Origin of the sequence: Nocardia asteroides, from assembly GCA_019930625.1 — a bacterium.
In the GTDB taxonomy this organism is placed as follows: domain Bacteria; phylum Actinomycetota; class Actinomycetes; order Mycobacteriales; family Mycobacteriaceae; genus Nocardia; species Nocardia sputi.
In genome coordinates this window covers 4,189,776-4,203,285 of sequence record CP082844.1, presented here as the reverse complement: position 1 = coordinate 4,203,285, position 13,510 = coordinate 4,189,776, and the positions used below count along the sequence as shown (strand labels likewise).

The 13,510-nt window shown below is 66.7% G+C and carries 10 protein-coding genes and 4 tRNA genes; 5 read left to right on the top strand and 9 right to left on the bottom strand.

All coding sequences use genetic code 11. The features are described 5' to 3' along the window. Positions 1 to 36: 36 nt before the first annotated feature. Both K8O92_19405 and K8O92_19400 read right to left on the bottom strand, forming a co-directional pair. Positions 37 to 732: a CDP-alcohol phosphatidyltransferase family protein gene (locus K8O92_19405; protein UAK30118.1), complete on the bottom strand. Its 696-nt coding sequence runs from the start codon at positions 730 to 732 to the stop codon at positions 37 to 39. A 23-nt stretch (positions 733 to 755) separates the two neighbouring features. Beyond that, complete coding sequence (locus K8O92_19400; protein UAK30117.1) at positions 756 to 1,349, bottom strand: HIT domain-containing protein; 594 nt, start codon at positions 1,347 to 1,349, stop codon at positions 756 to 758. A gap of 499 nt (positions 1,350 to 1,848) precedes the next feature. Between K8O92_19400 and K8O92_19395 the strand changes: the two genes are divergently transcribed. Continuing rightward, a complete protein-coding gene (locus tag K8O92_19395) occupies positions 1,849 to 3,048 on the top strand; it encodes an IS110 family transposase (GenBank protein UAK30116.1) in 1,200 nt (399 codons plus the stop codon). 17 nt (positions 3,049 to 3,065) lie between these two features. Here K8O92_19395 and thrS read toward each other — a convergent pair whose 3' ends face one another. From thrS to K8O92_19370, 5 genes are all read right to left on the bottom strand, one after another. Further along, positions 3,066 to 5,135: a threonine--tRNA ligase gene (gene thrS / locus K8O92_19390; GenBank protein UAK30115.1), complete on the bottom strand. Its 2,070-nt coding sequence runs from the start codon at positions 5,133 to 5,135 to the stop codon at positions 3,066 to 3,068. 242 nt (positions 5,136 to 5,377) lie between these two features. Further along, positions 5,378 to 6,022 carry a (2Fe-2S)-binding protein gene (locus tag K8O92_19385; GenBank protein ID UAK30114.1) on the bottom strand — a complete coding sequence of 215 codons (645 nt, stop codon included), beginning with the start codon at positions 6,020 to 6,022 and terminating at the stop codon, positions 5,378 to 5,380. Then, entirely contained in the window at positions 5,989 to 6,420 is a 432-nt protein-coding gene (locus tag K8O92_19380; protein ID UAK30113.1) for a TIGR02611 family protein, read from the bottom strand. The genes K8O92_19385 and K8O92_19380 overlap by 34 nt, the downstream gene beginning before the upstream one ends. Positions 6,421 to 6,522: 102 nt before the next feature. Further along, on the bottom strand, positions 6,523 to 8,772 hold the full coding sequence (locus K8O92_19375; GenBank protein UAK30112.1) for a carbonic anhydrase: 2,250 nt from the start codon (positions 8,770 to 8,772) through the stop codon (positions 6,523 to 6,525). A 1,199-nt stretch (positions 8,773 to 9,971) separates the two neighbouring features. Continuing rightward, positions 9,972 to 10,043 (bottom strand) — tRNA-Val (locus K8O92_19370). 404 nt (positions 10,044 to 10,447) lie between these two features. Here K8O92_19370 and K8O92_19365 point away from each other — a divergent pair. From K8O92_19365 to K8O92_19355, 3 genes are all read left to right on the top strand, one after another. After that, positions 10,448 to 10,520, top strand: a tRNA-Gly gene (locus K8O92_19365). Positions 10,521 to 10,563: 43 nt separating this feature from the next. After that, positions 10,564 to 10,634 (top strand) — tRNA-Cys (locus K8O92_19360). Position 10,635: 1 nt separating this feature from the next. Further along, a tRNA-Val gene (locus tag K8O92_19355) sits at positions 10,636 to 10,710 on the top strand. Positions 10,711 to 10,838: 128 nt separating this feature from the next. On the opposite strand, the gene K8O92_19350 is transcribed toward K8O92_19355, so the two are convergent. Both K8O92_19350 and K8O92_19345 read right to left on the bottom strand, forming a co-directional pair. After that, positions 10,839 to 11,744, bottom strand: a complete 906-nt coding sequence (locus K8O92_19350; GenBank protein ID UAK30111.1) for a site-specific integrase — start codon at positions 11,742 to 11,744, stop codon at positions 10,839 to 10,841. 180 nt (positions 11,745 to 11,924) lie between these two features. Further along, complete coding sequence (locus K8O92_19345; protein UAK30110.1) at positions 11,925 to 12,161, bottom strand: PepSY domain-containing protein; 237 nt, start codon at positions 12,159 to 12,161, stop codon at positions 11,925 to 11,927. A gap of 482 nt (positions 12,162 to 12,643) precedes the next feature. Here K8O92_19345 and K8O92_19340 point away from each other — a divergent pair, with 482 nt between their 5' ends. Continuing rightward, on the top strand, positions 12,644 to 13,435 hold the full coding sequence (locus tag K8O92_19340; protein UAK30109.1) for an AAA family ATPase: 792 nt from the start codon (positions 12,644 to 12,646) through the stop codon (positions 13,433 to 13,435). Positions 13,436 to 13,510 lie beyond the last annotated feature (75 nt).

Genomic DNA, 13,510 nt, shown 5'->3' with positions numbered 1-13,510 from the left:
CACCATCGATCGGTCGGCGTCCGTACCTGGGTGAGATCACGACGGAAGTCCTGTGGTGCCCGGGGTTCCCGCGCTCGGACTCTGCGGCTGCCCAGCCGGGATCACGGTGCGCGCACCCGGCGAGTTGCGCACCGCCAGCACCCGCTGCACGACGGTGACGATGCTGAGCACGGCGAGGATCCACATAGCCACATGCACGGCGTAGGTGAGCCACTCGATGCCCCAGTAGCCGCCGATCCCGGTGAATCCCGCTCCCACCAGCACGATGATCAGCCGGTCGGGCCGCTCGATGAGGCCCCCGTCCGCGGACAGTCCGCTGGCCTCGGCGCGCGCCTTGGCGTAGGAGATCACCTGCGAAGTCACCAGGACGACGAGCGTCGCGGCGAACAGCGGTTTGTGCTGCTCGTGGAAGACTGCCCACCAGGCCAGCCCGGCGAAGATGGCGCCGTCGGCCAGCCGGTCGCAGGTGGCGTCCAGTACCGCGCCGTATTTCGTGCCGCCGCCGCGAGCTCTGGCCATGGCACCGTCGAGCATGTCGAACATGACGAACAGCCAGATCACCATGGTTCCCCAGAACAGGTGTCCGGTCGGGAAGAGCGTGACCGCCGCGGCGATGGAGGCAGTGGTGCCGATCAGCGTCATGGCGTCGGGAGTGAGTCCCGTGCCGACCAGTGCGCGGCCCAGCGGAGCCGTCGCTTTGGCGAACGTCTCGCGGCCGAAGAAGCTCAGCACGGCAACTCCGCCCGGGCGCTCATCTACGCCTCCTTCCAGGCCGCCGACAGCAGCGCCCTGGTCTCCCGCAGCAGTTGCGGCATGACCTTCGCCCCGCCGATGACGGTGATGAAATTCGCGTCACCGCCCCAGCGCGGCACGATGTGCTGGTGCAGGTGGTCGGCGAGCGACCCACCCGCTACCCCGCCGAGATTCAGCCCGACGTTGAACCCGTGCGGCCGCGACACCTTCTTCATGACCCGGATCGCCTGCTGGGTGAAAGCCATCAGCTCGGCGCTCTCCGCCTCGGTGAGATCCTCGAGGTTCGCCACCTTGCGGTAGGGCACCACCATCATGTGCCCCGGATTGTAGGGGTACAGGTTGAGCACGGCGTACACCAGCTCACCCCGGGCGATGACCAGTCCGTCCTCGTCGGACATCTTCGGGATGTCGGTGAAGGGATGGCCGGTCGAATCCTTCGGGCCCGTGGCAGCCTCCGCGATGTAGGACATCCGGTAGGGCGTCCACAGCCGCAGCAGCCGGTCCGGTTCCCCCGCGCCGGTGTCCACGATGCTGCCCGGCTCGGCCGAGGTCGCGTCCAGATCCGCGAGCCCGTCCGGCACCGTACGCTCGGTCATGCCGTGTCCCTCCCCCTCCGGGACTGACCGCTCATGCTGTAACTCCTGACGGCACGAGCGGGGCCCTGCGTGGTCACGCTGCGCTGCCGCCTCCGGGCCTGACCGCTCATGCTGTAACTCCTGACGGCACGAGCGGGGCCCTGCGTGGTCACGCTCCGCTGCCTCCTCCAGCCCTGACCGCTCATGCCGGGTCCCTTTCCGGCATGAGCGGGGACCTGCGTGGTCACGCTCCGCTGCCTCCTCCGGCCCTGACCGCTCACTAGGGCACCATCCTTTCTGCAACCCGAACAGGTAGGGTTGTGACCTCTCGGTCCCGGTGGGTGCATGGCCTAGATCGCGTGCCATTCGATGGCCAGTATGAGTTCCGCCAGCCCTGCCGGGCCGAGGGCCGCAGACCGGCGTCAGGAACATGCCCCGTGTGTGAGGGCCGATTAGTGAGCTTCCGGCAGCGGCCCTCGAGACCGGCGAGGTGCGGATTCGACCTCGAAGGAGACAGCCGTTGTTCGTCGGCTGGGACTGGGGAAACGCTGCCCACGACGTGACCGTGATCAACGACGCCGGGGGCCGGGTCGACCGGCTGAGGATCCCTCATACCGAGGACGGCATCGCCCGGGCGCTGGCCGAACTGGCTCGTCACGGCGACCGTACCGATCTGCCGGTGGCGATCGAGACCACCCGCGGCTTGGTCGTGGACCGCCTGCTCGCCGCCGGTCACCCGGTGATCGCGATACACCCCAACGCATTCCATGCCGCCCGGCCACGCTGGGGCGCAGCGCGGGCGAAGAACGATCCCGGCGACGCGTTCAAGCTGGCGGACTTCGCGCGCACCGACATCCACCGCCTGCCGCGGCTGGTGCCGACACTGCCGGAAACTCTCGAGCTGCAGGCACTGACCCGCCAGCGCGGCGACCAGCTGGGTCTGCGTATCGCGGCTGCCAACCAGCTCGCCGCCCTGCTCGATGCGCACTGGCCCGGGGGCAAAACCGTTTTCGCGCAACTGCATTCGCCGATCACGCTGGAGTTCCTCGACCGCTACCCGACCCCGCAGAGCGCCGCCGGGCTCACCCCGGCCCGCCTCGAGCAGTTCTGCAAACGCCGAGGCTACAGTGGCCGCCGCAGCGGAAGCGAGCTGCTGGCCCGACTGCGTGGGGCGCCGGTGGCCGCCACCCGCCTCGGGCAGGCCGTGGTGGCGCAGTTGGTCCGCGCCCAGGTCGCGGTCGTGCGGGCACTGCAGGCCGGCATCGACGCCCTCGAAACGATCATCACCGAGGCCGTCACCGCACACCCCTACGCCCGGTTGCTCGGCGATCTGCCACGCGTGGGCACCCTGAACCTGGCCCAGATCATCGGTGAGGTCGGCCCGATCCTCGAGCGCACCACCAGCTTCGATCAACTGGCCGCGGAGACCGGTGTCGCCCCGGTCACCCGCGCCTCTGGCAAGACCCATACCGTCGCGTTCCGGCACGCCACCAACCGACACGCCCGCCAAGCCCTGCACGTCTGGTTCGACAACAGCCGCCGCGCCCACGCCTGGGCCGCGCAGCGCTACGCCGCGGCCCGTGCACGCGGGCAACGCCACCCACACGCCCTGCGCACCCTCGGCCGCGCTTGGCTGCGCGTCATCTGGGCCTGCTGGCGCACCAAAACCGCCTACAACCCCACCCGCCACCAACCGGAAAAACAACCGACCGCCGCATAGGGGTTGACTCAGGAAACTCATGCCGGGTCCCCGCCCTTGTTCGTTGATCGAATCTCGAACCCCTCGGCCGTCGGTGACGCGTTCTCCCGGTGGGCGATCCACGCTACGATGGTGGCCACCGCGTCGTCGACCGGCACACCGTTGACCTGGGTGCCGTCCCGGAAGCGGAAGCTCACGGCGTTCGCGTTCACGTCGCGCTCACCGGCCAGCAGCATGAACGGCACCTTCTGCGCGGTGTTGTTGAAGATCTTCTTCTGCATCCGGTCGTCGCTACGGTCCACCTGCGCGCGAACGCCCTCGTCCTGCAACTGCTCGATCACCCGGTCCAGGTGCGGGGCGAACGCTTCCGCGACCGGGATGCCCACCACCTGCACCGGCGAGAGCCACGCCGGGAACGCCCCCGCGTAGTGCTCGGTGAGCACGCCGAAGAATCGCTCGATCGAGCCGAACAGGGCGCGGTGGATCATGACCGGCCGCTGCTTGGTGCCGTCGGAGGCGGTGTACTCCAGGTCGAAGCGCTCGGGCAGGTTGAAGTCCAGCTGGATGGTCGACATCTGCCAGGTGCGGCCCAGCGCGTCCTTGGCCTGCACGGAGATCTTCGGGCCGTAGAAAGCGGCGCCGCCGGGATCGGGCACCAGCTCGAGGCCGGAGGCCGAGGCGACCTTGGACAAGGTTTCGGTGGCCTCCTCCCAGATCTCCTCGGAGCCGACGAACTTCTTCGGGTCCTTGGTGGACAGTTCGAGGTAGAAGTCGTCGAGGCCGTAGTCCTTCAGCAGATCCAGCACGAACCGCAGCGTGTCGGTCAGCTCGCTGTGCATCTGCTCTTTGGTGCAGTAGATGTGCGCGTCGTCCTGGGTCATGCCGCGCACCCGGGTCAGGCCGTGCACCACGCCGGACTTCTCGTAGCGGTAGACCGAGCCGAACTCGAACAGCCGCAGCGGCAGCTCCCGATACGACCGGCCGCGGGCGCGGAAGATCAGGTTGTGCATCGGGCAGTTCATCGGCTTGACGTAGTAGTCCTGGCCGGGCTTGCGAACGGTGCCGTCCTCGTTGAGTTCGGCGTCCAGGTGCATCGCGGGGAACATGCCGTCGCGGTACCAGTCCAGGTGGCCGGAGACCTCGAACAGGTGGCCTTTGGTGATGTGCGGGGTGTTGACGAACTCGTAACCCGCCGCCACATGCCTGCGGCGCGAGTACTCCTCCAGTTCCTTGCGGATGATCCCGCCCTTGGGGTGGAACACCGGAAGGCCGGAACCGAGTTCGTCGGGGAAGCTGAACAGGTCCAGCTCCAGACCCAGCTTGCGGTGGTCGCGGCGCTCGGCCTCGGCGAGCAGGTGCAGGTGTTCGTCGAGCGCCTCCTGCGACTCCCAAGCGGTGCCGTAGATGCGCTGCAGGTCCTCGCGGCTCTGGTCGCCGCGCCAGTACGCGGCCGAACTGCGGGTGAGCTTGAAGGCCGGGATGAACTTGGTGGTCGGAATGTGCGGGCCGCGGCACAAATCGCCCCAGATCTTCTCTCCGGTGCGCGGATCCAGGTTGTCGTAGATGGTCAGCTCTTTGCCGCCGACCTCCATGACCTCCGGGTCATCGATCCCGGACTTGTCACTGATCAGCTCGAGCTTGAAGGGCTCCGCGGCCAGCTCGACCCTGGCGTCGTCGACCTCGACCACCCGGCGGGAGAACCGCTGCGCGCCTTTGACGATCTTCTTCATCCGCGATTCGAGCTTGGCCAGATCCTCGGGGGTGAACGGCCGCTCGACGCGGAAGTCGTAGTAGAACCCGTCCTTGATGTAGGGGCCGATGCCCAGCTTCGCTCCGGGGAACTCCTGCTGCACCGCCTGGGCGAGCACGTGCGCGGCGGAGTGGCGGATGACGTTGCGGCCGTCGTCGGTGTTCGCCGCCACCGGCTCCACGTCGACGTCCTCGTCCGGGGTCCAGGACAGGTCCTTGAGTTCACCGTCGGCCCGGACGACGACGACGGTTTCCGGGCCCTTGGTGGGTAGTCCCGCCTCGCGCACCGCGGCGCCCGCCGTCGTCCCGGCCGGCACCCGGACGAGGGCGACTGGGCTGATGGGGGCTGAGGTGGTCACGGCTGCGCTCTCCTTGGCGTTCTCGTGTGCGGGAGGGGTCCCGCTGGACGGTGGCCGATCGCATGTTCGCCCGGCGCGACCATGCTACTGTCCCGCCGCGCTCGCCCGCGCCTCCGGGTTTTAGGCCGTACCGGTCAGGTGGCGTGGGGTTTGCGTCCGAGTCCCCTCCGTGACGCTCGAGTTACGGGCATATGCGGCGAGTTACCCGTATGTGCAGGAGTTCAGTTGTCCCCGGCAGTACGTCAGCCCCCGGCGGCTAGGTCCGCGAGCAGTGCCGTTCGTTCGGCGGCCGGGCGTTTCGGGCAGCTCGTGCACATCTGGCAGCCGGGGACCTCGAACACCAGGCAGCAGGAGATGCGCCGGACGAAGGTGCGCCCGCCGATTTCGACGAACCGCGGTGCAGGCAGTTTGCCACCGATGTCGATGGCCAGCCGTGCGCCCGCGTCCGGCGAACCGGCATCCAGCGCCCGGTTGCCGATCGCATCGGTGGTGATCGCCCACAGGGCGGGGACTGCGGCACCGGACACCTCGGCGACCGGCGTGATCACGGCGGCGAGCGTCTCACGCAGCACCGCGGCGCTGCCTGCCCGCGGACCATCGTTCGCCGGGATGCGCACCCGCTCGACACCACCGTCCGGGCGCACCTCGCACTCCATCCGATCCAGGGCGGGTTCGGGGGCGTGCTCGTCGCAGGCGTAGGCGCGCGCGATCTGCTCCACCAGAGCGGAGGCCACCATGCACCACCACAGCGTGCCCGCGATGCGCGGCGACGTGGTCCCCCAGGAGTGGCCCATTTCCGCGATCCGCGCGGCCAGCCAGTCCGGCTGGGTGAGCGTGCGCCCTGCGACGGTGGTCACCGCTGCAGGGGGCTGCGCAGCCATTCCCATTCCACTCCGATCCAACTACCGACCAGCCCGAAGGTTCCCAGAATCCACAGCGTCGCGACGACCAACGCCGCGGTGCCGATCGCACCTGCCACCTGCACGGCCCGCCCCTGGCCGGAGTACCAGGCCATCAATTGCCGGTATCGGTCCCGTAGCCAGGTCAATACTCGGTGCGCCCAAGCGAATTCGGTGGCCAGGATGCCGAGCCCCGCGAACACGATCGCCCAGCCGGGACCGGGATAGGGGATCGCGAGAACGCCGACCGCGAGCACGGCGACACCGACCACCGCGACCACGATCCGGTAGGCGAGATACAGGGTAGGCCGTCGTTCGAGCCCGGCGCGGAAGGCGCGCCAGCGGGTCGGCCGGTCGGCAGAGCTCGTTTCCAGATCTGCGGTCACGTTCCCTAGGGTACGAGCAATCCGGCCCACCGAATCCCGCTCCACGCCCCCGGACACGGTGATCCCGCCCGGGCGGCGGGCCCGGGCGGGATCACCGGTCGATCACACCAGTTCGCGAGCGGGCTGATGTCCCGCGTCATCGATGTGCGCGATCCCGTTCTCGGTCACCTCGACGACCCGGGCACTGGCGATGTCGAAGAACAGGCCCGACACCGTGACGCCGCGCTCGGCGATCGCCTTGCGCACCGCGGGGTGCCGGCGCAGCAGTTCGAGCTGCACCGCGACGTTCACCATGGCCAGCTGATCGACCTCGCCGAAGCCGGCTTCCCGAGCCGCCGCCGCCACCGGATGGCCCGCGCGGAACCGCTCGAGGCTCGGCTGCGCGTGGGCGAGCCAGGCGTCCACGCCGGGGACCTGGGCGCCGGTGTGCAACGCCTTCATCGCACCGCAGGAGGAATGCCCACAGACCACGATCGAGCGGACGTTCAGCTGTTCGAGCGCGAACACCAGCGCGGCCTCGACCGACGCGTCACCTTCCGCGGGAGCGAGGTTGCCCACGTTGCGCACGGTGAACAAGTCGCCCGGCCCGCTGTTGGTGATGATGTTCGGCACGATCCGCGAGTCCGAGCAGGTCAGGAAGAACGAATCCGGGTCCTGCTTGTCGCGCAACTCGTCCAGGTGCGGCCGCACGACGTGCGCGTGGCTGCGGTGGTAGGCCGCGACGCCTGCCGCGACCGGGTTCTTGTGCCCCTCGTCGCGGCGCCACGGGCCGAGGATGTCGTCCCAGACCGAGCGCGCGAAGCTCCGCGCCGGCGGTTTGGCCGTGGCCTGGGCCATTCTGGCCCCACCGATCTCCACGAAGTCGACGCTGCCTCCGCTGTTCACCTGCTGGCGGGCGAACTCCTCGACCGCCTCGAATGCCGCGTGATCGAGGAAGTCGACCGTCATCTCCACCGTGACGTCGGCTCCCGCGGGGATCTTCGCGAACTGCGCCGACAGTTTCGGCAGCGCGAGGAAGGTGGCCGAGCCGTCGATGGTGATCAGCCAGCGCTGCGTGCCCGGGATCTGTTCGGCTTTGACCGCCACCCGGACCACCCGCCACAGCAGCAGGCCGAAGGCCAGGCCGAGGCCGATCAGCACGCCCTCCAGCAGGTTCAAGAACACCACACTGAGCACCGTGACGACGTAGACCAGCAGGTCACCGGTGCGCTGGGCCAGTTTGATGTGGGCCAGCTTGACCAGCTGGGTGCCGATCACGATGAGGAGACCGGCCAGGGCGGCCTTCGGGATCTGCTCCACTACCGAGACCAGGGCCACCGAGAACACCAAGAGCCAGACTCCGTGCAGTACCGCGGAAGCGCGGCTGTGCGCGCCCGCCGTCACGTTGGTGGCGCTGCGCACGATCACGCCGGTGACCGGCAGACCGCCGAGCAGGCCGGACAGCACGTTCGCCGAGCCCTGGCCGATCAGCTCCCGGTCGAAGTCGGTGCGCTTGCCGGTGTGCATCTTGTCCACCGCCACCGCGGACAGCAGGCTCTCCACGCTGGCGATCAGGGCGATGGTGATGATGGCCAGGACCAGAGCCGACCAGTTACCACTGGGCAGCGCGGGCAGGCCGATGGCGTCGAACAGCGAGCCGTCGAGCACGATGCGCTCGGCGCCGAGCGGCAGGACCAGCGACAACACCGTGCCCACGAGCACCGCGGCGAGCGGCCCCGGCACCACGCGAATCCTGGCGGGCAGGTACTTCCAGCCGACCATGATCGCGATCACGACCGCGCCGATCAACGCGCCGCCGCCGTGCAGGGACATCAGCTGTCCGGGCAGCTCGATGATGTTCCGCCAGGCCGAACTGTGCGAGGAACCGCCGAGCAGCACATGGATCTGTTGCAGCGCGATCGTGATGCCGATACCGGCGAGCATCGCGTGCACCACCACGGGCGCCACGGCGAGCGCCGCTCTGGCCACACGGCTGAGCCCGAGCAGAATCTGCAGGACACCCGCTGCCACGACGATGAAACAGGTGAGGCGCCAACCGAATTGGTCGATCGTCTCGGCCACGACGACGGTGAGGCCCGCGGCAGGGCCGCTCACCTGGAGTACCGAGCCACCGAGCAGCCCGACGACGATGCCGCCGACGATGGCGGCGATGAGCCCCGCGGCGACGGGGGCTCCGGAAGCGATCGCGATGCCGAGCGAAAGCGGCAGCGCGACAAGGAAAACCACGATGGAGGCGGGCACATCGTGGCGCAGGATATCGGTGAAGCGGTCGGACCGCGGTCCGGAACTGCGGCCCGGGCCCGCCGGTGCGGGCATTGACAGTGGCGGGGCTAAATCGTGATCGATAGCCATGACTCTCCTTCGCCGACTCGGCTGTTTCGCCGAGGTCGGTTGACGATCAACATGTCCAGCAGGGCACAAGACCGCGAACCGGCATCTCGCGGTGAAGCAGTCCCGACACAGCGATGAGTCGAGATGTAAACGAGGACAAGTGTATTGGTAAAGACTTAGCAAAGCCTGAGAACTTCAAGAAATTGTGTGTTATTCCCCACCGTCCTCTCGTCGTTATCACCGTGACCTACCGCACATCACCGGGTCAGGCAGGCTCCGCCGCGATCCGGTGCGCGCCACCGTCGACCTCCGCGTTCCCCGCGACCATGACCTCGATCACACGCGCAGCGCGTGGGCGGAGACCGCCTCCACCGAGACATCCGGCTTCCCTCACGCACCGGATCGCACACCGGGCGGACGGCGCGCAGGTCACCCTGCCCGCAGCCCGCGACGGTGTTGGGCGCGATTTGCGTAACCGCAAAGGAGAGGAATAAGCAATCGAGGTCGCGCCGGAGGTGCGGGTGCAACACGGTCGCGCGCCCGCGGTGGCGGGCGGGGTCGCCCGTCATGACAGACCCTTCCCGGATTCCGGTGCGCCGCCGAGGCTCGATCGAGGCAGTGCCGGAAGTACCTTTACCCAGGCGGCCCAGTGACACCGGCGAACTTCCACACGCAGCCCAGTTGGGCGAAATGCGCCGTGCCGCCGAAGTATTCGCGCACGCACGCGCGGTCGGCGAGGAACCCGCATGCCAAAGGCACAGGGCGACAGGGGAAACCGCGGCCGAGGAGGCCGAAAAGAAACGGCCGGTTCCGGTCAGACGACCGAGCATGCCTGCGGGCGACGACGTCCGTGGTACGGGATCGGTGTCGGGGGACATATTTCTCCTTCGCCGGGATCGTGGCCCCGGTTCATCGGTCGAACATGTTCTTGGCATCGAAAGCGAGCGGCGGGCGACGCCCGAGCCGCCCTCCCTCGATGGAAGCGCGACCCGTGACGCAGCGGTCGGATTGATAGTAAAGACTTCGCAAAGCGCTTGAAAAGGTTTCCGGTCCAGATGGGGACAACCGCTACCATAATGTGACCCAAGTCACAGCACAAGGAGAGACGTAGGCCACACCGGGGACTCGATACGGATCGCCGACGCCACGAAACCCACGGGGCCGATCGGCTCGGAGAACAAAGAAGGCCGGGCAATACTGCACCGGCCTCGCACTGTGTGTGGTCCCAGCTGGGATCGAACCAGCGACCTTCCGCGTGTGAGGCGGACGCTCTCCCGCTGAGCTATGAGACCCGACAATTTCCGGGGGCTCGGGGATGCCCTCCGGACGAGACGAAACATTAGCACGCGCCACCCGCGGTTCACCAAATCGCCATCCGGACAGGGAGGCGGCGGACGAGGTCCCGCACGCGAGAGGGGCTCACTCCGAAGCCTCGGATCCGACCCGCCGGAGCACAGTGCCGCAAGCGAGTATGCGATCAGCACCCCTTCGATCCCTGCGGCCGACCGTATCGGATCGTCGGATCGGTGACTGGAAGCCTCTACGCCCCCATCCACCACATGAGCCACCGGCGTCACAGTACGCAACCTCCCAGATTTCCCCCGTTCTACCTGCGGATTTGTACCTTTCACCGAGCGTCGGCTAATGTTCTGTCTCGCACCACGGAGGCCGGAAACGAGCCCCGGGGAAGCAAAATGCGGATGTAGCGCAGCTGGTAGCGCATCACCTTGCCAAGGTGAGGGTCGCGGGTTCGAATCCCGTCATCCGCTCGAGAGGTAGGGCCAGGCAACATTACGCCGTCCCCCTTTGCGCGGTGGAGTGGCCGAGTGGTGAGGCAACGGCCTGCAAAGCCGTGCACACGGGTTCGATTCCCGTCTCCACCTCGCGCGATTAGCTCAGCGGGAGAGCGCTTCCCTGACACGGAAGAGGTCACTGGTTCAATCCCAGTATCGCGCACCACCGTAATACCAGGTCAGAGGCACTTTCTGAGGAAACTCAGAGGGTGCCTCTTCTGTTTTTCAGCCTCCGAACACACACTCAGCACACACGAGGTTGAGTAACTCCGGGGTAGCGGGAGCAACTCGGAGCTACTTCGAGCCATTCGACATGGCCGCACCGAGCAGCGCGGCGTGCGCCTCGAGGTCCTTCGGGAACAGGTCGATGTAGACCGATTCCGTGATCGCCGTGGATGCGTGGCTCATCCACTCGGCGATGTACCGCGATGAGATACCCGCCGACGCGCAGAGGCTCGCGAACGTGTGCCGCAAGTCGTGCGCGGTGAGTTCGGTTTCGCCGTCGTCGGCGATGTACAGCCCGGCGAGCTTGGCGGCAGGGTGCAACACCCGCTTGTTCCAGTTGGTGCGCCGGATCGGCCGGCCCGTGGCGGCAGTGAAGACCAGCGTCTCGGCGGACTTGCCCTTCACGTGCGCGCGCAGTTCGTCGACCAGGTCCGGCACCAGGTCGAGAGTGCGTTTCTTGTCGCCCTTGGGCAGGCCGAGCACCAGCTTTCCCTTGACGTCGGTGTACGCCTCGAACACCCGGACATGCAGGCCGTCGAGATCGAGGTTCTTGGCCCGCAGCGCAGAGAACTCGCCTATGCGCAGACCGGTGTAGGCCATCAACCGGATCGCGAGCCCGTCCGGCGACTGCGCAGCGGCCGGAATGATCGGCACCCCGTCGTCATCACGTTCGACGGCGAGTTCGGCCGACCGGTTCCGCCCAATCCGCTCCCGGTTCTTCCGCAGGCTGTAGAGATAGTCGGCGGCAGCGGCGAGTCGCGCGACCTCTGCGTGCGAGAGGTAGTGCTTTTCCTCTTCCTCGATCTTCGGCAACTCGACGTCGCGAGCTGGGTTCGCACGTATCCGGCCGTCGCGCACCGCCAAGTGCAACACCCCGGCGAGTACCTGGTAGCAGCGATGCACCGTCGCCGGGGCCATCTTCGGCGTGATGTCGCCGATCCACTTCACGACGTCGCCGTGGGTGATGCTGCCCAAATCCTCACTCCCCCAGTACAACGACACGTGGTTACGTAGAACGCGCTCCCGTGGTTCTCGCGGGTGGACTCGGCCTTGCGGATGAGCGACGTCGTCCACGTCTCGGCCATTTCGGAGAACAGCGCGGCCGACTTCCGCTCGTCGATGTAGGTACCGGTGTGCAGTTCGGAGGCGATGCGGTCACGTTCGGCGGGTTGCCTCAGCCTTGGTCTCGAATGCAGGGAACCGTTGTTTGCCGTCTTGGTCGACGTAGCGCACCTGCCACCCGCGACCCTTGGGCACCTCGACTCCGTCAGGGCCGACTTTCCATCCACTCGGACGCTTCACGCGGCGGCGGAAGTCGATGTAGTGCGCGTCGAACACGGTTACGTTGCCAGGCTTGCGGCGGGGCTTGCGGGGAGTCTCAAAGGAACTCACACCTCCACTGACCTCTTACTCGAGCACACAATCGATCCGATGCCCGATCGCTATCGGACGAAACCGCCGAGGACAATCACCGGTTCCGTTTCTGCGCACTACCAGCACCACCCGATGCCGCCCATACTGTTCCGGTTCTCGCGCTTCCCCACCCTCACCGTGGCACATTTTCGCGAATGCGACCAAATTGACGATTGAGTAGTCGGTCAATGTGAATCCAGGTGCGGCCAGCACGCCGATTCGCCGATATTTCGCCTGGTCAGAGTCACCCGGACCCCTCCCTTTACCACACACCTCCGACATGTACCCCGGAAGACAACACCGATCGACTGTTAGATGCGACACATTTTTGCTCGGGTTCTAACGAGCGCGATGGGAGACACAACGACGTGGAAGCGCAACCACCCGCCGAGGTCTGGCCTAGCCGTAACGAACTCGCCGACCAGCGGACGCGCAGCCTGACCAAATCCGGAGTCCGGTAGGTGTTCGAAGCGTCTACCGAACCCTCTCCGCGTCATTCACGCATCGCGACCAATCCCGGCCGCCGAGACGAAAGATCAACAACTACCGTGGGCGAGCCCGACACTCCAGTCATTCAAGTCTGCCGCCGCAGCGACGGCGTCGGGCTGTTCTATCGGGGGCAATACAACACGGTATTCGGCGATCCGGAGACCGGCAAAACGATGCTCACGGATTATGCGACGGTTCAGGAACTCGCCGTCGGCGGTCGGGTATTACGGCTCGACCTGGAGCAAAACGGGGCCAACGCCACCATCCCCCGACTGCATAGTCTGGGCGCCGAGTACGCCACACTCGCTGATCAAGAGCGTTTCCTCTCCATCGAGCCAGAGGACCGACTAGAGCTAACGGCAGTCATCGCACATATGGCCGAATGGCGTCCGACAGTGGTCATCCTCGACAGCCTGGGTGTATTGGTTCCCATGTTCGGCGGCAACAGTAATTCATCAGACGAGTTCACGAACTGCCATCACATGGTAATCAAACCGCTGGTGAGTTCTGGTGCATGTGTCGTCGCCATCGACCATTTGGCAAAAGGCGATGCATCTCGATCGTACGGCGCAAACGGAACGATCGCGAAGAAACGCGCTACCGGGGGAACCTCCATCCGAGTAGTGATCGACGCACCTTTCACACCGGGCGAGAGTGGCAGCGCCCATCTATATATCAACAAAGATCGGCACGGCGGACTGCGGGCACACTGCCCGGTAGGTGTCTTGAGTCAAGATCTTGGCAGGATCTCGCTGGTCGCGTAGTTGATGCCACAGCTGGTGAGATCACCTGAAAGGGCTCGGTAATGCCGATGACAGTGTTTTCGCGACCTGGGAGAC